This window comes from Leptolyngbya sp. AN02str, from assembly GCF_050565595.1.
Classification (GTDB): Bacteria; Cyanobacteriota; Cyanobacteriia; order Elainellales; family Elainellaceae; genus Kaiparowitsia.
This window is the reverse complement of sequence record NZ_JBNXVR010000007.1, coordinates 1-20,553: the sequence shown is the minus strand read 5'-3', so window position 1 is coordinate 20,553 and position 20,553 is coordinate 1. Positions and strand designations below refer to the sequence as shown.

Below are 20,553 nucleotides of genomic sequence, written 5' to 3'. Positions count from 1 at the left end.
CGCATGACATCGCGATTGGTCACCTACAGCCCTGCCTTTACGCTGGTTCCCACGTACGAGTGCTTTAATCGATGCAGCTATTGCAACTTTCGGGTTGACCCGAGCCAAGACGAATGGATGACGCGATCGCACGCCCAAGCAATACTGCAGCCCCTGGTAGCCCAAGGCGTGATCGAAATCCTGATCTTAAGTGGAGAGGTGCATCCCAAAAGCCCGCGTCGCACGGCATGGTTTCAGCGCATTATCGAGCTGTGTGAGCTGGCACTGGAGTTTGGTTTTTTGCCACACACCAATGTTGGCCCGCTCAGTTTTGATGAAATGGCTCAGCTCAAATCGGTCAATGTATCGATGGGGCTGATGCTGGAGCAAGTGACCCCAACTCTATTGCAGACGGTACATCAACACGCGCCCAGCAAAGTGCCCGAAGTGCGCTTGCAGCAGTTGACATGGGCTGGTGAACTGCGCATTCCGTTTACCACAGGATTGTTGCTGGGACTGGGCGAACGCGAGACAGATCGAGAAGAAACATTGCGGGCGATCGCCCAACTCCATCACCAGTTTGGCCATATTCAAGAAGTCATTTTGCAGCCCCACAGTCCGGGCAGCTTGCAGCACTGGCAGGGTCAACCGTTTCCATCCCATCAGCTGGTGGAGGTTATTCAGTTAGCGCGGCAGGTATTGCCGGATGATATTACCGTGCAAATTCCGCCCAATCTCATTTCCACACCACAGCTTTTGCTAGCTTGCGTGGAGGCTGGAGCCCGCGATCTGGGAGGAATTGGCCCCAAAGATGAAGTGAACCCCAACTATCCCCATCCCCACGATGCCCAGCTTGCAGAAATGCTGGAGGCTCATGATTGGGAGCTGCAACCCCGCTTACCGATTTATCCCCAGTATGATGACTGGCTGAATGCATCGTTGAAGCATCGGGTAAACGAATGGCGATCGCGCTTGGATAGACTAAAAAAAACTTACGCATGATGAAAACCAAAATGGCTCACCACACGTAAGCATCCAAAGCTCAAGATCTAGTGTACTTTATGCAAGGTTCTTTAATCCGTTCAGCAATCGATTCATACCTTCTTGTACCGTATTCAGTTGCAAAGCACCATAGGCAACGCGCAAGTAGCATCCTGTTTCCAATCCAAATGTTGTTCCTGGAATTACGGCAACCCCATATTCACGGATCAATCGTTCCATCATCTCATTTGCGTTCATGGCAGTGTTCACCTTCAGCAACACATAGAATGCTCCGAGTGCGGGTGGAACCGTGCAAATTTCTGATATCTTCGACAACTCTTGCAGCACACTTTCGCGCATGTGGGCGATCGCTCCTCGTTTCTCCAGACAGTAATGCCGCCCTGCCTGCAATGCCCCAACTGCGGCCCATTGCGACACCACTGGCGGACAGATCAAAATCGTATCTTGAATCTTTTTGACTGCTGTGAGCAGGTGAGTGGGAAGCACCATATATCCAATGCGCCAACTGGCAAATCCATAGGCTTTGGATAGGCTAAATAACGAGATGGTGTAGTCTTCACTTTGGGGAATCGATGCGGGCGAGACATGCTGCGCATCGTCATACACAAAGTACTCGTAGGCTTCATCGGAAATGTGGTAAATTCCGTGCGATTGGCAGAGTTGATTCACCGCTTTTAGGGACTCGGCAGAGTACACGGCTCCCGTGGGATTATTGGGCGAAATGGTGACGATCGCTTTGGTGCGTGGAGTCATCGCCTGGGCGATCGCATCTAATTGCAACTGATAGTGTTCATCCGTGGGCACCAAGACAGCGCGACAACCCGCCATGGCGATCGCCATTTCATGGTTAAAGTAATACGGCGTTTGCAAAATAATTTCATCGCCCATATCGGCGATTGCCATCAGCGCATTCACAAACCCCAAATTGCTGCCCCCCGTCACCACAATACAGTTGCGCTCCGACAGGGCAATGCCGTTTTCGGTTTGGAGCTTGGTGGCGATCGCCGCTTGCAAGGGCGCAATGCCCTGAACCGATTGATATTTGTTGTACTCTGGCTCGGCAAAAAACTGCGTCACCTGCTCCATTGCTTGCGGGGGCGGCGGATAATACACCACGCCCTGCCCCAGCGAAATCGTCCCCGGATGCTGGCGAATTAGCTCACCCACCACCGGAATAATGGGCGACTGTACCGCCTGAATTCGCGCACTTTCAATCACTTTGGCCTGCCCCATCTATCGGTTGTATCGCACACGGGTTGCCCATCTGGAGTCATGGTTTGTGGCAAACAATGGGTTATGACAGCAGCACGGTAAACCGTTTTCCCAACAATTACCTCACTCAAACAACCATCCTACAAACTTGGGAAAAAGTCGGCATGGAGGCGCATCATCATTCAACGGAGAGAAACCACACGATGCACCTGTGTTTCAAATTGCCCGTCATCTCCTAGCGAAATCAGCCGGAATCCTGGCAGTTTCTCATCAATTTCCAAGTCGCGGCTTTTGGGCTTGAACTGCACACAGGTCGAAGGGGTGCCCACATACCGCACGCCGTTGCGCTCGGTGCTAAAGGCTTGGTGAATATGCCCAAACACCACCAGTTTGACGTGGGCATGGCGATCGATCACGGCCAAAAATTCGTCGCTATTCTCTAATCCAATTTCATCCATCCACTCCGACTCAATGCGCAAGGGGGGATGGTGCAGCACTACGAGGGTTGGGCGATCGCTCACAGCCGATAATCGGTGCTCCAACTCCCCCAAGGCCACCGCCGATAAGCGCCCCGCCGTTTGCCCCGGCACTGCCGAGTTCAGCATGACAATCGACCATCCTGCCATCTCAACCTGCTTTGCCGCCGAAAATGGCGCTTGCACCAGCGTACTGGCCATCAGTTCTGGAATATCGTGATTCCCAGGAATCCAGTGGGTTGGAATGCCCAAGGGTACAAGGGCAGACTGCAACCGCTGGTAAGATTCCACAGTCTCGTCTTGGGTGAGGTCTCCGGTCAGCAGCAGCAGGTCGGGCTGGGGAACGAGCTGGGCCACTTGGCGCACAACGGCCTCGAAGGTGTGGGCTGTGGTGACTCCTTTCATTTGGCGATCGCTCTCGGCAAATAGGTGCGTATCCGTAAGCTGCGCTACCAATGCTGACCCCATATCCACCGCCAAAACTCTATCCAGAATTATATCGCTGTGCGATCGCGGCAGGGATGGGCGATCGCGTTTGCCTACAATCCAACAGCATCCTGGCAAAGTTGCCTCTTCCTCCTCAGAAGATGCTATGATAGTTGGCTGAAGCGGCGCCATAGCCAAGTGGTAAGGCAGAGGTCTGCAAAACCTCCATTCCCCAGTTCGAATCTGGGTGGCGCCTTTGTCAGCCGTCACGCTATTTTGCTCTGGTGTCACATTTGTTGCGCTGAGCAAGAAATATGAGAGGCAAATTACTCTTTTGTAAACGATTTTTCGCAAAAAGCAATGCATCGTTTGTAACTACCAGGGCAGCACTTCTCCATTGGAATGCCAGAAAGTGCCTGTGTTCTCCAGAGTTAGCTCATCAATGCGGGCGAGTAGTCCTTTAATGGCAGCCTCGGGGGTAATGCCGCTAGAGGTGAAGTTCGTCATACGGGTTTGCACCAATCCGGGATGCAAAATGGCAACGGCAACGCCGCGTGGCTTTAGGTCATGCGACAGCGATTTTGCCGCCATGGATAGCGCCACCTTCGACATGCGATAGCCATAGGAACTGCCAGACGTATTGTCTTCAATTGACCCCATGCGGCTGGTCATCATCACCACCTTGGAGCCTGCCTCTAAATTGGGGAGCAGGGCATGCGTCACCCGCAGCGGCCCCAGTGCATTCACCTCAAACTGTTGGCGAATGCTGTCAAAATCCAGCTCTTCTAACGTGACGCGATGGAGAATGCCTGCGTTGTTGATTAGCACCGCAATCGATTGGTCACCCAAGCGCGATCGCAACTCTGCTACCGACGCATCCGATGTAATATCAATGCCCTCCTGTACCTGTACCCCCAGTTGCTTCAGTTCATCCGAGGCTTGGCGACAGACTGCAATCACGGTTTCTCCTCGCGCTTGCAGTTGGCGGCAATACTCATAGCCAATGCCTCGATTCGCTCCGGTTACTAGGTAAGTTGCCATCGCTCCTTCCATCTCCTACTCGCAACAGGGTTATACTGCGATCGCGATCGCAGCCATGAATGGAACTTAACGCTTGATGAGCATTGCTGCAAGCGATAGGGCAAGACGCCACACCAGCCAATTCCAAAAACGTGGAAATTGGCATGAGAATAGACATAGCCATGATCATCGCCACGATTCTGCCATGAGCAAACTTACATCACTCGCCCCAAAGTCAGGCTTATGCACTCATGCAAAGAACTAGCTTGTTTAGAGAAGGGTAGGTGGGCTGAAATCGCACCTCATTCAACGGCATCGGGTCTATGGGATGGAAATTTTAGGACACATTCAAGGATCGGCATTGGCTGAGCTGTGGCAATGGGTAGAGGACGTGCCCCTGTCGGAAACGGCTTTGCGCAGCCGCTATGCGCCAAATCGCCGGGTCAAGTGTTTTGGCATTGCCTCCAACCTGCAATCCATTGCCAAAGGTCGCGCCAAGCTTGTACAAGCAGCTGATCCGGGCGATCGCATTCGAGCCTTGGGCGATCGCCTGCTACCGGGATGGCACAGCCTGCTGGTGTGTGGCGGCGACACCACCATTCACTGGCACCGAGACCACGGCCATTTTGTAGGCACCGCCGTTATGGTGAACCTGGGCGAAGCCGTGTATTACGAGCGCGATTACGAATTGGGAGAACAACGACACACCCTCACCGATGGAATGGTGATACGGATGAACACCAAACTGCTGCATAAAGCAGTGCCCATTTCCACACCGCGATACAACCTCACCTTTCGCCATCTCAAACCAGAATTTATCTCTCAAGTGGAAGAGAAACGGATCACCCAGTTAACGTTAATGTGAATGGGAATGCTCCAACTTTAGGACGATTTCGCCAATGGTTGATCGAACTTATGATGTTGTGCTGTACGGTGCCAGCGGCTTTGTCGGCAGGCAAACGGTGCAATACTTCGCCACCCATGCACCCGCCAACCTGCGCTGGGCGATCGCCGGACGCAATCCCCAAAAGCTAGAGGCCGTTCGAGCCAAGGTTGGGGTATGGGTTGATGTGCTCGTTGCCGATAGTGCCGATCAAGCTGCTGTGGATGCGATCGCCGCCCAAACCAGAGTGATGCTCACCACCGCTGGCCCCTTTGCGCTGTATGCCAACACCCTGGTCGATGCCTGCGTTCGCCACAACACCCACTACGTAGACATTACTGGAGAAATTCCCTGGGTCAAAACGCTGATCGATCGCTACCACGCCCAAGCCGCCGCCACATGCACCCGCATCATTCCCTGCTGTGGCTTTGACTCGGTGCCTTCCGATTTGGGTACGTACTTGGTTGTGCGCACTATGCAGCGAGACTGGGGCACTGATTGCCAAGATGTGAAAGCCTATTTTCAGGCATACGGCGGTTTAAATGGCGGCACTCTGGCATCTGCTGTCAATCTTTACGACTCCACTGACACCGATCAGTTCAACGATCCCTTTTTGCTGAACCCGCCCGAGTTTCGGACTCAAGGACAATCCTCTCCCCAATGGGAAGCCAACCGCGATCCCCAATCTCCCACCTTCGCCCCCGACCTCAACACCTGGGCGGCTCCCTTCTTTATGGGGCCTGTCAACACACGCATTGTGCGGCGCAGCAGCGCGCTGTATGAGCAGTGGCAAGAACCCTACGGCCCCAACTTTACCTATCAGGAGTATTTCAAACTGGATGAGCCGTTTTCCTGGGTCAAGGCAGCGGGCGTAACAGCCGGTTTGGGGGTATTTATGGGAATGTTGCAGCAACCCGCCCTGCGATCGCTCATGCAGCCCCTGTTGCCCCAACCCGGCAGTGGTCCATCCGAGCAAACTATGAACGAGGGGTGGTTTATTTGCGAAGTGATGGGCACCAGCAGCGATGGACGCAAGGCACGAGGCATCATCCGCGACCAGGGCGATCCAGGCAATCGCGCAACCGTTAAGTTTGTGTGCGAATCAGCCCTAAGCCTAGCCCTCCATAGCCACGAGCTACCCGGTGGGCCAACGCGGGGCGGCATCTTGACCCCGGCGACCGGCCTGGGCGATGTTTTGGCTGAGCGCCTGCGCCAAACCGGAATGACCCTAAGCGTGACCTTGAATTGAGCATTACCGAATGAAACATCCCCTTACAACAGAATCGTCTGAACAGCAGAACTTCCGCCGCATCTCCCCAAAACGTGTTGTCCTCTGCTGGGATATCGGTTGTGTTGTACATGGCTAGAACATCACCCTGCCTTTTGCCCAAAACCCTGCCCAAAGTTAGATGCCATTATATTCCCAGATGGCAATTTAGTAATAAGTGGTTCACAGGATACGGCATGGAAGGAACTCAACCAATCACCGAGCAAATGACGGTTGCAATGGGCCAACCCACAACCGAACAGTTGCAGCAGGGCGCACATCAAGGCATTCAATCGGTCCTAAACCTGCGATCGCCTCAGGAAGATGGATTTTGGCATGGAGAGCCAGCACAGGCCCAAGCCACTGGGCTGGAGTACGCCAACATTCCGGTCAGCCCCGACCGCATCACCGAGGAGCTGGCGGATCAGGTGCTGCAGTCGATTGACCAACTTCCCAAACCCGTGCTGATCCACTGCAAGAGTGGCCTGCGTTCGGGGGCGATCGCGCTTATGCATGTGGCAACTCGCCAGGGTCTCTCTGCCGAGCAAGCCATGGAGATGGGGCAGCAGCATGGATTCAACTGCGATGCCAGCCCGCGTATGAAGCAGTTTTTTCAACACTACATCAAGCAACATCACCAAGCCAGTTGAACAATTTAGGAGCAAATCGCTTAGGAGCAAACCCATGGCTCTTGTTTTAGAACAAATTAACTCAGAAGGATTAGCGCATTTATCGTACCTGGTTGGAGACGACAAAGCTGGCGTGGTTGCCGTCATCGATCCTCGCCGCGATGTCGATGTTTACCTGCAGCGATCGCGCGAATTAGGCGTTCGCATTACCCACATTCTGGAAACTCACATTCATGCGGATTTTGTTTCAGGTGCACACGAGCTAAAGGCGCGCACGGGTGCTCCCATTTACGGAGGCAAAAGTGATGACTACCAGTTTGAGCTGCATCAGTTAACGGAGGGCGATGAGTTGCATCTGGGTAACGTAACGCTGCGGGCACTCCATACCCCAGGTCATACGCCAGAACATGTCTCATTTCTGATCTCCGACGCCAAGCAAGGGCAAGAGTCCTTTGGCATTTTCACCGGAGACACGCTGTTTAACCTGGATGTTGGTCGGCCAGATCTGATGGGTGGCGGCACAGAACGCAAACTCGCGGCAGCACTCTACCAGTCTTTATTTCACAAATTCCTTCCCTTGGGCGATCGCATCGAGGTTTACCCGTCTCACGGTGCTGGGTCATCCTGTGGTAAGTCTATTGGCGATCGCCGCCAAAGCACCATTGGCAACGAACGGATCTTTAGCCCAGCGTTCAAAGAGCGATCCGAAGCCGAATTTGTCGAGTGGATTATGAGCGAAATGCCAGAGCCACCGCGCCATTATGCTCGGCTCAAAAAAGTCAACGCCAAAGGCGCACCGATTAAGGGAGATGTACCCATTTTGCCACCGCTCTCGCCGCAAGAGTTTCAGCAGCGCATGCAAGAAGACAACACCATCGTGATTGATGCTCGTTCTATTCTTGCATTTGGTGGCGGTCACATTCCCGGAGCCATCAATATCGCACTGCGACCCGAATTTCCCAACTGGATTGGGTGGATGATTGATCCTGAACACAAGATATTGCTGGTCTTAGAAAGTGAACGTGGTGTCACGCTTGCTTCACAGCAGTTATTTCGCATTGGTTATGACAACGTGATTGGATATTTGCACAATGGCATGACCTCTTGGCAGAATGCAGGCTTACCACTAGAACACACCGGCGAGTGGACGGTACATGAACTCAACGAATATCGACATCAAGCCAATGTTACGGTTCTTGATGTACGTGGGGATGATGAATATCAACACGGCAAAGTACCTGGAGCAAAACACATTTACGTACCTCATCTGACTCAACATTTAGATGAGTTAGATAAAGATCACATCATTGCAACTTACTGCGGTAGCGGATACCGCGCGTCGATTGCTGCCAGTCTGCTGCAACAGCATGGATTCGAGCAGGTCATGAATGTTCCTGGCTCATGGAATGCCTGGAAAGCAGCCAAGCTGCCAGTACAGCAACCCGAACCCACTCTCACAACCGCATAACGGGCGATCGCACCAGGCCGCCAACTTAGAAAATCCACTTTCTGGCGGCCTATCCATCACACCATCGGTCCATTCCCCAACCCCAACTGAATTCCACGTCAGGTTTAGAATCAGCTGCTACATCAGAAATATCAAGTGAGTTTACGCCTGTTGCGATCGCCTAAATGTAGAAATGACTCAAAGAAATTACTCAATATGAATAATGTCCTGCATACCAAACCAGTTATATCGATGAATTCCATACGGCAACCCAACCAATACTACTAGGAATAGACTTGACAGAATCGCAGCAATATAAAAATTAATCGTTAATACTGATCCTAAAAACGTTAGCAAAAACGTAGATGGAATCATACCAAACAACGTTGCCATAACGTATATTGGCAATGACAGGCCAGCCATCCCAGCTCCATAGCTAATCAAATCAAAAGAAAGAACCGGAAGTAGCCGAGTCATAAAAATAACCCATCCCAAATAAACTTCTCCTCGATCCTTAGAAAAGTAAATGAGCTTTCCCGTTAGGCGACGAACGGCAGAACGCCCCAACGTATAGCCAATAAAATATGCTAACAAACCGCCCAAAAAGCCACCAATCACGCTGTAGATTCCCGCTAATACAGGCCCCCACACCATGCCTGCCGCGACAGCCAAAGGCGCACTCGGAAGCGGGCTCACAACGACCGATAGCGTTAAAACAGCAATGTAAACAAAGACTCCGTGCCAACCCCAGCTTTGAATGGCTTGCTCTAAACCTTCTGCAGAAAAGATGTTCCATTCTGACTGAGCCCACAGCCAGCCCGTTAGCCCTAGACACAGCAGAAGCACGATCAACGCGATCGCATTTTGCCGATTGAGCAAGTGGCGTTTTCGTCGTGGATGTTTCATCTGCAACAGCCAGAATTTTTGTGGACTCTGATGAGTCTGCTAGAGAACCAAAAGCCAAACAGTACCCAAACGTCAAACTGTTGAAACTCAGCCATTTTTTTAATTTATTGTGTATGGATTGACATATCCCCACATCATTCATAGGGTTAAAATCGACAGCTAAATCAGGCGTTGCTGATTATAGCTATGAAATTTGTTCTGAGAGACGGAGCATGTCTCTCAAAACAAATTTCATAGCCGAATTAAGCAATGCCCCAAATCAGGCTGTTCAACATGTTATGGCCATTTGCACCGGAGACCTAGGAAGAGATACAAACGCTCAGCCTAACTCACATTGCATGATTGAGCTTGAAATCAAAGTAAACCCTATTCAAACGTATATTTGTGATGTCATATTCCATTCAAGACATTAACCAGATGAGCCAAGATAAATTTGTGGAAACATTGGGGAATGTATTTGAAGAAACCCCTGCGATCGCACACAAAGCTTGGGAAGCTCGTCCATATCACGATGTAGCCCACCTGCATGAACACATGATGCAGGTGGTTTATGCGATGGGGCAACCCGGCCAGATCGCCCTCATTCGAGCGCATCCCGACTTGGGAAGCAAAGCCAAAATGGCAGAGGCTTCGGTACAAGAGCAAGCGGGGGCAGGATTAGACCGATTAACCCCCCAAGAATTTTTGTTATTCCAAAACCTCAATCAAGCCTACAAAGAGAAATTTGGTTTCCCCTTCATTGTTGCGGTGAGAAACCATACAAAAGACAGCATCTTGCAAGCATTTCAAGAACGGCTCAACCATTCGGTCAACTCTGAAATTCAGCAGGCCTTATCCGAAATTGCCCACATCACTCGAATGCGGCTAGATGCACTCATCAATTCATAATAGCGATGGTGATAGTAGTAGCTAGAATTCGGTGGCTGCATCAGAATCGCATTCCCAAAAGCGATCGCTCTGCGTTATACCGATGATTCTGTCTACCATATCCGAACTGTCGCAAATGGATAATTCACAGCATCCTTAAGCCATGAGCATCTACATCCTTATTGCTCTGATCAAAAATAATTATCCTATCTTTAAAGTTGAGACTCTGGTTAAATTCTCGCCAAATCTGGGGCTGCTAGATTTTTCGGAGTTCCGACGGATCTTGCACCGCATTTTTACGGAAATTTCTCAGCATTTTTCGAGTTACTTCAGTAGGCCTACGGGTTTGAGACAAGAACCGATCAGCAACACTTTAATTCAATCAATTGAGCTGAATCTATCCCAGCCTTTTACTATCTATCATCCGGAGCTTTATTCCCATGTCTTCATCTGGGCAGGTTGGAGGGGTTGAGAACGTTCCCACCGATGGCCTCGTACCTCAATCTGCATTGCTCCCTGTTCCTACTTTAAACAACCTCCGTGTTTCAGCCGCTCCATCTCTGCTGTTCATCGATTCTCGGGTAGATCATTACCAAAGTTTGATCGCTGGAGTTGCCGCTGGAACTCAGGTTTATGTACTGACACCCGAACATGATGCGATCGCCCAAATTACCCAGGCTCTACAGAATCAGTCGGGTATTGGCAGCATCCACATTGTGTCGCATGGAGTAGACGGTGGGCTGCAAGTGGGACGGGATTGGCTAACAGGCCGCAACCTGGACAGCTATGCCCCCCAGCTTCAGCAATGGAGCCAAGCTCTCACTCACGATGCCGACATTCTGCTATACGGATGCAACGTTGCGGCAACGGAGCAGGGCAAGTCCTTTGTTGCAGCCCTCAGCCAACTCACCGGAGCCGATGTTGCCGCTTCCGAAAACTTGACTGGCAGCGCCACCCATAACGGGGATTGGGTGCTCGAGTTTGCCACTGGAGCGATCGCAGCAGACAGCCCCTTGGCCCTTTCCGCAACCGAAGCCTATCGCCATACCCTCAGCGTTGTGATCAATGAGTGGTCGCATGGAAACGGCGGCCTCAGAGAATGGGTGGAATTGCTGGTTACCGAAACAACCGATCTGCGGGGATGGACGTTTATCGATGGGAATGCCGCCTCGCCATATTTCACCTTTGCCAACGTGAACGAATGGGCCTCTGTGGCCGCAGGCACACTGATTGTTATCTATAATGACGGCGATCGCGACACTATTCTGCCAGCAGATGATACAAATTTTGCAGATGACAACTTTACAATCATTACCCCGCATAGCAACGCCACCCTATTCACCGTAGGGGTTGGCTGGCAGGGCTTTGCCAATGCCACCGCCACAGATAATCCAGTCTTAAGTAATAGTGCTTCAGCCATTGTTCACGATTGGGATCAAACCAATAGCGGCGCATTCACAGGCTTGTTAAGACCCGTCGCAAACCAAGCTGTTTACTATACAGGGAACAGTGCAGCAGGAGTTGCAACAGCCGTAAACTGGACTCAATCCGCGGCCAACAGCAGCACCGTTACTCCCGGCCTTGGCAATGGCGGCGACAACACGACATGGATTGACAGTTTGCGATCGCCCAGTCCCACCCTTCCCGAAGTTACCATCACCTCATCGACCGCTGCGATCGCCGAAGGTACAACTGACAGTTTTGTGATCTCTCGCGGAGCCGACACCAGTGGAGATCTCACGATTAACCTCACGATTGATGGCAGCAGCACAGCCTCCACCACAGACTATACCCTGAGTGGGGGCAGCGTTTCTATCTCGGGCAACAGCCTAACGGTCACCATTCCCAATGGGCAAACTTCAGTCAGCGTATCCATGGGGGCGATCGCTGAAGCCTTGAGCTTTGCCGAAGCAACCGAGACTTTACAGCTCAATCTGACAACCGACAGCAGTTACACAATTGGCACCAATGCCAATGCCGCCATCAGCATTACCCAAAATGGCTTTGTTGTTATCAACACCAACGATAGCGGCACAGGCTCACTACGACAGGCAATCCTAAACGCCAATGCGATCGCAGGGGCAGACACGATAACCTTTGCGGGAGCAACCTTTACCGACGCCACAACCGACATCATTACTCTCACCAGCGGCCAGTTGCAAATTAACAGCACCCTTTACATCAATGGCACTGGAGCAAATCGTCTCATTATCAGCGGTAACAACGCATCTCGAATTTTCGATGTCACCATTGGCAACAGGGCTTACTTCAACGACTTCACCGTTGCCAATGGTCGCAGCTTATTTGGTAGCGGCATCAACAACGCTGGTAACTTGACCCTCAACAATGTAACCATACGCAACAATCGCGCATCGTTATTTGGTGGCGGCGTCAGCAATTATGGCATCCTCGCTGTCAATAACAGCATCATTCGCAACAACATCAGCGAACAAGATGGAGGTGGTCTCCAAAACGAGAGCATTGTCTCAATCATGACCGTTACAGACAGTACGATTGCAGGCAATACGTCTATTGTCGGCGGTGGCATCAGCGTCTTCAGCGGAACGCTTACCCTTAATCGCAGTACCGTTAGCGGCAATACCGCAAAAAGTGGCGGTGGCATCAGCAATGCTGCCACAACCAATATCACCAACAGCACCATTAGCGGAAACAGTGCCGAAAATGGCGGTGGTGTTTACAACAGAGAAAATACGAGTTCCGTTGTTCCCAAGACCACGCTAACGAATGTTACAGTCGCCAACAACACAGCCACGACTGGCGTTGGTGGCGGTATCTCGATTGTTGAAGGGACGGTTACCCTTAGAAATACAATTGTTGCGACCAATCTCAATACCGCTGCTCCCGATTTGGCAGGAGCGTTCATTAACGGAGGCAATAACCTGGTTGGCAGGAGCAATGGCAGCACAGGCGTAGTCAATGGAGTCAACGGCAGCATTGTCGGAACGATCGCCGCTCCAGTAAATCCCAATTTGGCTCCGCTAGCAAACAACGGTGGCTCGACCCAAACCCATGCCCTGTTGCCCACCAGCCAAGCCATCAACGCAGGCAACAACACCGGAGTGAGTGCTGTTGTGGATCAGCGCGGGGTTACCCGTATTTTGTACGGCACCATTGATATTGGGGCGTACGAAGCCACCTTACCCCAGGTGCAAATTGTGGCTACAGATGCGATCGCCACCGAAATACCAGGGAACAGAGGCACTTTCCGCATCACACGGGATACAACCGTTGGTAGCTTGACCGTTAACCTGACACTAGCAGGCACAGCCTCGCTCAGCGACTACCGCTTTAGCAATAACGTGACAGTTTCTGGGAACCGCATCTCTGTCACCATTCCCAACGGACAAACCTTCGTAGACATCAACATCAATCCCATCCTGGATGCAGTATCAGAAGGAAATGAATCGGTAGTGTTGAGGTTGGCAAACGGTCAATACGCGGTCGGTGCCACCCAGAATACCGCTACTGTCAATATTCTTGACGCTCCTGTGGTGTCGCTGGGGGTACCTGATGGCATCGTCAACGAGCACATTCCAAACTCTGGCAAGTTCCGCATTCGCCGCGCGGGCAATCTCTCGCAACCCCTCAGCGTCAAGTACCTCATCGGCGGAACCGCCACCAACGGCATCGACTATACTCCCCTCTCTGGCGTCGCCACGATCGCCGCTGGTCAATCCTTTGTCGATGTGGTCATCAACCCCATCAACGATACCCTGAGTGAACTGGGCGAAACCATTCGCATTACGCTGGTGCCTGGCAGCTATGCGCTCAATCCAATTGCCAAGGCTGCCAACCTGACGATTGCAGCCAATGACCCCATCATTTCCTTCACTCCCATTCAAAATTCCGTTGCGGAGGGCAATTCGGGAACTCGGTTGGTGAGCTACCGGGTTTCACTCTCCCATGCCAGCGACCAGGCGGTGACGGTGAACTACGCCACGGTGGATGGCACCGCGACGGTGGGCAATGGCGACTACCGCCGAGTGGCACCCACCCGGCTGACCTTTACTCCTGGCATGACTCAGCAGACGGTGACGGTGGCCGTCAATGGGGATGTTCGCTATGAGGGGAATGAGACCTTCTTTGTGCAGTTAGCCAATCCGGTGAATGGCGCTATCAACCCCAGTGCATGGCGACGGGTAGCTCAGGTTGTGAATGATGATGCGATGACGGCCTACAACTTTGGGGCATCCAGCTTCCGGGTGCCGGAGGGCAATCAGCAAAACACGGTGCTGATTCCGGTGGTGCGGACGGGCAATGTGGCGTTTGCCAGTGCGGTGCAGGTGCGGTTGACGGGGGGCACGGCGATCGCCGGGGTGGACTATGTGGGCCAGTTAGTGACGGTTGGGTTTGCGGCGGGGCAAACGACGGCCTGGGTACCGCTGACGCTGTTGGGCAATACGACGAACAACCTGGAGCGATCGCTCTCGTTGTCTATCATCGGCTTTAGCCATTTGGGAGCCTATACCGATGTGCCGGTTGCCGTGGTAACTGTTGTGGATGATGACGTGCTCTTCCAGCGCGGCACTGGCTACAGTGGAGCCAACTAAACAAGGCAAGCGTTCACCCACTCCCTCGTTCACAGGTAAGCTATGGACTCGGTCAAGCGTCGGTCAAGCGATCGTTGGGCTACAACTCTATCACCGCCGAGAGAGTAGCTTGGTAACGCTGCCCCCCAAAGTCCTGCTCCATATCTCTCTGAGATTGACTATAATGAGTTCATAACCTAAACGCGGGGCTGTACCGGTTTCGACGTTTTGGCGAACACTATCTTGTGATGCAGGTCGAGAGCGGGCTAACTCTCGTAAATCAATGGCTCAAACAAAACGTAACTGCGAACAACATCGTTCCTTTTGCTCGTAAGCGCGTAGCTGTTGCTGCCGCCTAAAAAAACCTCTCTTAGGTTCGAGCGTCTGTAGTTTGACTCCGTTAAGGGCTACAGACTTAACCCCAACGGATGCTCTAGTAGCCTGCCTTTAGTCAGCTGCTAGTTAAGACTTTACTAAAGAATCCCACCGACAGGGATAAGTGTCGGTTCCCGCTTCGAGGGTAAGAGAAGCTAAACCTGTGAATGAATGGGATACTAATACCCAAGGCGGACAGGAGTTCGACTCTCCTCAGCTCCACTTATACAGTTCAAGACTTGTAGTCAAAAAAGGGAGTGCGATCGCACTCCCTTTTTTGATGTGTATTTGATGACAATTTCTTGAATGGAAGTGCGAGATTTGGTGGCGGAGTGGGAAAGATGATCTTGGATGAGCTGAATTGGACTACAACCGACACAGCATTAATTTAATTCATCTAAAGAAATGGGCGAAGTACTAATATATTGTTCTGTCCAGCATCATTGCCGATCAGAATCAATCAAGTTCTAACGCTCGAACCTATCGCTCCATTGACGCTTCTATTGCACCTCACATTCTCCTATGAACTTTACTCACAAACCCGTTCTTATGCCCGTTTGGAAGTTTTTGAATCAGCGTCTTTTTGATCCGCGATCGCCCATGATCTGGAGCCCTCAAAGATTCTGGTATTGCTATCGAATGGATTATCTTGAGCGCTGTTGGACAAAGCAGTATCAGTCTGAGGAGAATTATCGAAATCCAAGCTGACAGAGAGATACAGAGTTTCTTCATAGAGAAGGGAGAAGGGCGATCGCCCTTCTCCCTTCTCTATGAAAACGAATTTAATTTATTAATTTCGACAATTAGTTATTGAAGTTTACAAAGCGACGTATTAGTTCACCCATGCGATTTAGATTAGCCAGCTCTATAGAGCATGAATTGTTGTGCGATCGCGATCCAATATATTTAATTTTCACCTTCAGTCATAAAGCTTAGATGAAGATAATCTCAGCATTAAAAATTCTCAGCTTTTCAGCCTCCTTTTAGGATAAAAATCAGCTTAAACTTCATTCCACCATTCTCTAATTTTGGTTCAATTGAGACCCATCAGTACACTTCAATTCGCACAAACGTTCGGGAATGTTCTAGACATGTGAAACCCAACCAGACGTTCAACAGCCTAGTGGTTTGATAGGTCCAAACCTGCTCTGCAGGTAAACTGTGCTTAGCCAAAAAAACGACAGCTGCGTCTTGATGCAAGCTGGGCTCGCCACACGCTCCATATTTCTTCACGAAATTCTCCATGAACTGAGCAACCACTTGGCAGTGCTTACACCTCATAGCCAAAGAACTCAACCCTAAAGCGGTACGCAGCGACGCAAATAGTTTAAGATTGCATCTAGACTTGGGAAAACCTTGGGAGTGCAATCTTTAGCATTCTCTAAGGCTGCCCCCAAACTGTTGGATTATGACGCCCTCCATGCAAGATCGGTTTAGCCTCCGCGACACAAGAGATGCTTCGTTGATCCGATCTGCCCCTTTCTTTGAGGGGTTGCCTGCTGAAGCTGTGGAAAGTGCGATTACTCAAGTTGTGATTCGCAGTCATCCTCCGAATCAAGTACTCTTGCTTGAAAACGACTGGGGGAGTTCGGTCTATTTCATCTTGGAGGGGTGGGTCAAGATTCGCACCTACAACCTGGACGGCAAAGAAGTCACACTCAACATTATTGGCAAGGGTGAGCTGTTTGGAGAGATGGCACCTCTTGATGAAGTGCCACGCTCAACCGATGTGATCACGCTCGTTCCTACCATGATTGGCAATATGCCAGCCCAGGATTTTGTCAAATTGCTGCGAACTGAGCCTCAAGCGGGCATTAAGCTAGCTCAGCTCATGGCACGTCGCCTGCGCCAGGTAAACCGACGCCTACGATTGCGCGAGTCAGATAGTGTATCGCGTGTTGCTGATATTCTCTTGTTTTTAGCCGACGGGCAGGGCAAAAAAGCTCAGGGTGGCATCGAGATTCCAAACCTACCCCATCGCGAGCTGAGCAGCCTCAGCGGTCTCGCCCGCGAAACGGTAACCCGCGTCCTTAGCAAGCTGGAGCGCAAAAATTTAATCGTGCGCGATCGTGACATTCTTACGATCCCCAATATTGATGAACTCGAACGATTGCTGATGTAAGCAACCCAAGGATAGTCCTCACAATCGTTATGTTTGTCTTGCCCGGAGTGTCGCAAACAAAGTTCTTTAGAGAAATATGAGCGACTGTTGCAAGAATGTGGCGATCGCTCCTTAGTGCAGTAGCGTGAAAGGAGAGCATGTGGAATCTCCTTCACACATGTCTTGCTCTCAACTCGCTGACTTAGCATTGTGCCGGGCAGGCAGGAGTATGCAATGGCCATTTCCAAAATTCTTGTTGCGATTGACCATTCTTTATTAGGGCAAAGTGTCTTTGAGCAAGCTCTGGACTTAGCGGTTAAATACCAAGCAGAGCTCATGCTCTTTCATTGCCTCACGCAAGACATGACCACAGGTCCCATGCTGCTTCCCGGCGAACTAGGTCTGTCGTCCCACATGATTAGCCAAGCCTACCAATCTCAACAAATTTATTTGGAGCAGCATACCCAGCAACTTCAGGACATGTTTCAGCATTATGTTCAGCAAGCGCATGAGCATGGCATTGCGGCCCAATGGCTCTGCCGCCATCAAGAACCGGGTCTGGGAATTTGCCAAGCGGCTCAACATTGGGGAGCAGACCTAATTGTTGTTGGACGACGGGGAAGAAAAGGACTGGCAGAAGCAGTCTTGGGCAGCGTCAGCAATTATGTATTACACCATGCCAATTGTGCTGTTTTCGTCATCCAAACTCCGCAAACTTTCTCGGTTCCACTCGTTACAAAATCGACCCCAAATGTAGCCGAATCACCCTCAAAACTCTCCTCGTCTCATGCGGTTCAATAAGTGGTAAAGCGATGTATTTTGAGGCAGCTTGTCCAAGAATCCGTGCCCCTAAACAAAGGTAAAGTTCTGCTTTACTTAGGAGCGTTAGAGCAGCCATTATTAATCATGAGACCTTAGAACTCTATGCCACCCGCAGTGCGGGTGGCATAGAGTTCTAAGGTCTCGGTTTTAATAGCGTCGAGGTACTTACAGATACAGACAGCATCTTGAATTGGATTGAAGACGCTGTCTGTATTTATGTCTAAACTCTTCGCTTAGCTTAACATTAATTAAATCGCCGTCAGCGTTTTGACACCGGAAACATTTGGACTGAATTTGAAACAAGCGTTTCGGCTAAATCGCTCGAAGTTGTGAGCAACGCATTGTTGATTTAGAAGAATTTTATTTTGCCAACTAATGGTTCGGTGGTGTCTAGGTGGTTGGAACGAGACGCTTGCGCAAGGAATCTGAACGGCGCTTAGCTGTAGAGTTTTTCGGCTCTAATTTTAGTGCTTGCTCGTAGGCTTCGACGGCCTGGGCGATTAGCTGCTTTTTCTCGTAGGCAAAACCAATATTGTTCAGCGCGGTAACATAGCCGGGCTGCTTTTCTAAGGCTTCTTTGTATTGCCGAATTGCCAGGTCGTATTGCTCTTGGGCGGAGTAGGCATAACCGATCGCATTGTAAAGAATCGCAACATTTTCATCACCAGTCAAATCTTTGGACTTGAGGGCTTTTTGAAACTGGGCGATCGCTTGGGAATATAAGCGCTTATCCAGCAAAATACTGCCGAGTTCGTAATATTCCTGTGCTGTTCCCTTTTCTTTGCTCAACTTGGCTTGCAAATTATTAAGCCGTGTTTCTACTCGACGAGTCTTCAGCACTTGCCGAATCAGGAAGACTGCCACAAGCACGAGCAACCCTACCAAAAGGCTTAGATAAACAACTGGAAACGCGGTCTCGTTCATATCGCTTAATCATGCAATTGTGCTCTCCTTTTCAGCCTACACCAGAAGTGAAAGCACCATCGCGGTTGAGTCGGTATGCTTAAGCTCCCTGCATTTTGTAGTGAATGCAACAAATCAAACGGCCACCTTTTCTATGCCCAAAGGTAGAGTCCGTGTTTCTGCGGAAACTCTAAAGGGCACACCCACGCATTCCCGTAGATCAACGATGGTATGACCCCTCATCTCTGCCGACAATAAGCCTAAATCTGACGCACAGGTATCCCCAGATGACGGCTACACAATCCTCTCTCCGGTCTCGCAGCATGGAACTGTTAATGGCATACCAACAAAACCCCACCGTTGGTATTCGCAATCAACTAGTGAAATTGAATGCAGGTTTGGTTCGTAAGATTGCTCACCGCGTTAGCCATCAATGTGCTGAGCCCTACGAAGATCTTGAGCAGATTGGCTACCTTGGCTTGATCCGAGCAATTGAACGGTTCAACCCTAGCCAGGGATGTGCGTTTAGCTCTTTTGCCGTGCCCTACATTCGTGGTGAGATGCTGCACTTCTTGCGCGATCGCGGCAGTGCTCTTAAAGTACCCCGCCGTTGGCAAGATCTTCAAAAAGAGGGGCAACGAGTTCGAACAGAGATGGTGAAAGAACTGGGCCATCAACCGACAGACGATGAAGTCGCCGAGCGCTTGGGGATTTCGGTTTACGAATGGCGTGAGATTCGGATGGCGGTCAAAAATCGGATGCTTCTCAGCTTGGATGCAACGGTACAGCAAGTTGACTCTTCAATCACCTTGGGTGAGACCTTGCCTGATACCCACTATCAAGCCTTGCAACGGCTGGAAGAAGATCGCCAACAGTTGCAGCGAGCCATGAGCCAACTGGAAGACAAAACTCGTGCCGCTATCGAATTTGTGTTCTTCAGCGATATGTCGCGCAAAGAGGTTGCCGAGCGGATTGGCGTTAGCCCCATGACTGTGACTCGCCGTATTCAGCGAGGCATGGAGCAAATGATGACCTTCTTACAAGTGCAAACCCAACAGCCTGCATCTTAGGTTTAGCCACGGTGTATCACCGTTGGCTCCTGCGTCGATTCTTTTCAAATTGCTTTTGGTGGTTATCCTGGCTAGCTCAACAAGCTAGCCAGTTTTTTTGGAGCGATCGCCATCGCCCTGGGCAAAAAGCGCCGATCACCCATCTCAATGTCGCGACTGCGATGTAGGCCAATGAGAAATCGCAGGCCAGCATAATTTGAGCAGGCTCTTACAGTAGAAACCTGCTCAAACTAGGAGACTGAGTTGAACGAGCCAATGCGGATGGCGAGACTCGAACTCGCAAGGCAAAGCCACACGCCCCTCAAACGTGCGCGTATACCAATTCCGCCACATCCGCGCGCAATGGGGAGTCAAAATCGCAAAGAGGGACTGATTCGATTCGCTCCAAGATCTAAGAATAGACTAAATGGGTGCGATCGCCAACCCTTGATTCAGATCAAAGAGAAGATTGTGGCGCAGTGCATAGGATGAAATGCGGGTTTAGCGACTGTTTCGCAAAATCCAACGAATTACAATTTGAGAGAATCGGGGGTCGTGTTTCACATGTGTGGTTATTGGTTGTGGAATGGGTGCGATGCACCCCTTCCACAACCAAAAACCACACCTCTAGAAAAAAAC

The 20,553-nt window shown here is 50.9% G+C and carries 16 protein-coding genes, 2 tRNA genes and 1 other RNA gene; 12 read left to right on the top strand and 7 right to left on the bottom strand.

Features of this window, described 5'->3' with window-relative positions; all coding sequences use genetic code 11:
- Nucleotides 1–3: 3 nt before the first annotated feature.
- Nucleotides 4–981 (top strand): 7,8-didemethyl-8-hydroxy-5-deazariboflavin synthase subunit CofG, encoded by a 978-nt coding sequence (gene cofG / locus ACQ4M4_RS07090; RefSeq protein ID WP_430683777.1) that lies wholly within the window; start codon nt 4–6, stop codon nt 979–981.
- A 57-nt stretch (nt 982–1,038) separates the two neighbouring features.
- Here cofG and ACQ4M4_RS07085 read toward each other — a convergent pair whose 3' ends face one another.
- Nucleotides 1,039–2,214, bottom strand: coding sequence for a pyridoxal phosphate-dependent aminotransferase (locus tag ACQ4M4_RS07085; protein ID WP_430683776.1), 1,176 nt, complete (start codon nt 2,212–2,214; stop codon nt 1,039–1,041).
- A 161-nt stretch (nt 2,215–2,375) separates the two neighbouring features.
- Nucleotides 2,376–3,233, bottom strand: coding sequence for a 3',5'-cyclic-AMP phosphodiesterase (gene cpdA / locus ACQ4M4_RS07080; RefSeq protein WP_430683775.1), 858 nt, complete (start codon nt 3,231–3,233; stop codon nt 2,376–2,378).
- A gap of 46 nt (nt 3,234–3,279) precedes the next feature.
- Between cpdA and ACQ4M4_RS07075 the strand changes: the two genes are divergently transcribed.
- A tRNA-Cys gene (locus ACQ4M4_RS07075) sits at nt 3,280–3,351 on the top strand.
- A gap of 119 nt (nt 3,352–3,470) precedes the next feature.
- Here ACQ4M4_RS07075 and ACQ4M4_RS07070 read toward each other — a convergent pair.
- Together ACQ4M4_RS07070 and ACQ4M4_RS07065 are read right to left on the bottom strand one after the other, a co-directional pair.
- Nucleotides 3,471–4,136 (bottom strand): SDR family oxidoreductase, encoded by a 666-nt coding sequence (locus tag ACQ4M4_RS07070; RefSeq protein WP_430683774.1) that lies wholly within the window; start codon nt 4,134–4,136, stop codon nt 3,471–3,473.
- Nucleotides 4,090–4,299: a hypothetical protein gene (locus ACQ4M4_RS07065; protein WP_430683773.1), complete on the bottom strand. Its 210-nt coding sequence runs from the start codon at nt 4,297–4,299 to the stop codon at nt 4,090–4,092. Before ACQ4M4_RS07065 ends, ACQ4M4_RS07070 begins: the two co-directional genes overlap by 47 nt.
- A gap of 144 nt (nt 4,300–4,443) precedes the next feature.
- Between ACQ4M4_RS07065 and ACQ4M4_RS07060 the strand changes: the two genes are divergently transcribed.
- The 4 genes from ACQ4M4_RS07060 to ACQ4M4_RS07045 all read left to right on the top strand — a co-directional run bounded on the left by ACQ4M4_RS07060 (nt 4,444) and on the right by ACQ4M4_RS07045 (nt 8,362).
- Nucleotides 4,444–4,980, top strand: a complete 537-nt coding sequence (locus ACQ4M4_RS07060) for a hypothetical protein (RefSeq protein WP_430683772.1) — start codon at nt 4,444–4,446, stop codon at nt 4,978–4,980.
- A 34-nt stretch (nt 4,981–5,014) separates the two neighbouring features.
- Nucleotides 5,015–6,247 (top strand): saccharopine dehydrogenase family protein, encoded by a 1,233-nt coding sequence (locus ACQ4M4_RS07055; RefSeq protein WP_430683771.1) that lies wholly within the window; start codon nt 5,015–5,017, stop codon nt 6,245–6,247.
- Nucleotides 6,248–6,462: 215 nt separating this feature from the next.
- The gene (locus tag ACQ4M4_RS07050; RefSeq protein ID WP_430683770.1) at nt 6,463–6,915 is read left to right on the top strand and encodes a beta-lactamase hydrolase domain-containing protein; all 453 of its coding nucleotides are present in this window, start codon (nt 6,463–6,465) and stop codon (nt 6,913–6,915) included.
- 34 nt (nt 6,916–6,949) lie between these two features.
- A complete protein-coding gene (locus tag ACQ4M4_RS07045; protein ID WP_430683769.1) occupies nt 6,950–8,362 on the top strand; it encodes an MBL fold metallo-hydrolase in 1,413 nt (470 codons plus the stop codon).
- A gap of 186 nt (nt 8,363–8,548) precedes the next feature.
- Here ACQ4M4_RS07045 and ACQ4M4_RS07040 read toward each other — a convergent pair whose 3' ends face one another.
- The gene (locus ACQ4M4_RS07040; RefSeq protein WP_430683768.1) at nt 8,549–9,247 is read right to left on the bottom strand and encodes a TVP38/TMEM64 family protein; all 699 of its coding nucleotides are present in this window, start codon (nt 9,245–9,247) and stop codon (nt 8,549–8,551) included.
- Between the two features lie 387 nt (nt 9,248–9,634).
- Here ACQ4M4_RS07040 and uraD point away from each other — a divergent pair, with 387 nt between their 5' ends.
- From uraD to ACQ4M4_RS07015, 5 genes are all read left to right on the top strand, one after another.
- The gene (gene uraD, locus ACQ4M4_RS07035; protein WP_430683767.1) at nt 9,635–10,135 is read left to right on the top strand and encodes a 2-oxo-4-hydroxy-4-carboxy-5-ureidoimidazoline decarboxylase; all 501 of its coding nucleotides are present in this window, start codon (nt 9,635–9,637) and stop codon (nt 10,133–10,135) included.
- 419 nt (nt 10,136–10,554) lie between these two features.
- Nucleotides 10,555–14,685, top strand: a complete 4,131-nt coding sequence (locus ACQ4M4_RS07030; protein WP_430683766.1) for a DUF4347 domain-containing protein — start codon at nt 10,555–10,557, stop codon at nt 14,683–14,685.
- Between the two features lie 184 nt (nt 14,686–14,869).
- Nucleotides 14,870–15,264: a transfer-messenger RNA gene (ssrA, locus tag ACQ4M4_RS07025) on the top strand.
- A gap of 1,195 nt (nt 15,265–16,459) precedes the next feature.
- The gene (locus tag ACQ4M4_RS07020) at nt 16,460–17,161 is read left to right on the top strand and encodes a Crp/Fnr family transcriptional regulator (protein WP_430683765.1); all 702 of its coding nucleotides are present in this window, start codon (nt 16,460–16,462) and stop codon (nt 17,159–17,161) included.
- Between the two features lie 213 nt (nt 17,162–17,374).
- Nucleotides 17,375–17,941, top strand: a complete 567-nt coding sequence (locus ACQ4M4_RS07015; RefSeq protein ID WP_430683764.1) for a universal stress protein — start codon at nt 17,375–17,377, stop codon at nt 17,939–17,941.
- A gap of 411 nt (nt 17,942–18,352) precedes the next feature.
- Here ACQ4M4_RS07015 and ACQ4M4_RS07010 read toward each other — a convergent pair whose 3' ends face one another.
- Nucleotides 18,353–18,886 (bottom strand): tetratricopeptide repeat protein, encoded by a 534-nt coding sequence (locus ACQ4M4_RS07010; protein WP_430683763.1) that lies wholly within the window; start codon nt 18,884–18,886, stop codon nt 18,353–18,355.
- Nucleotides 18,887–19,152: 266 nt separating this feature from the next.
- Between ACQ4M4_RS07010 and ACQ4M4_RS07005 the strand changes: the two genes are divergently transcribed.
- Nucleotides 19,153–19,935: an RNA polymerase sigma factor SigF gene (locus ACQ4M4_RS07005; protein ID WP_430683762.1), complete on the top strand. Its 783-nt coding sequence runs from the start codon at nt 19,153–19,155 to the stop codon at nt 19,933–19,935.
- A 256-nt stretch (nt 19,936–20,191) separates the two neighbouring features.
- Here ACQ4M4_RS07005 and ACQ4M4_RS07000 read toward each other — a convergent pair.
- A tRNA-Leu gene (locus tag ACQ4M4_RS07000) sits at nt 20,192–20,272 on the bottom strand.
- Between the last annotated feature and the right edge of the window lie 281 nt (nt 20,273–20,553).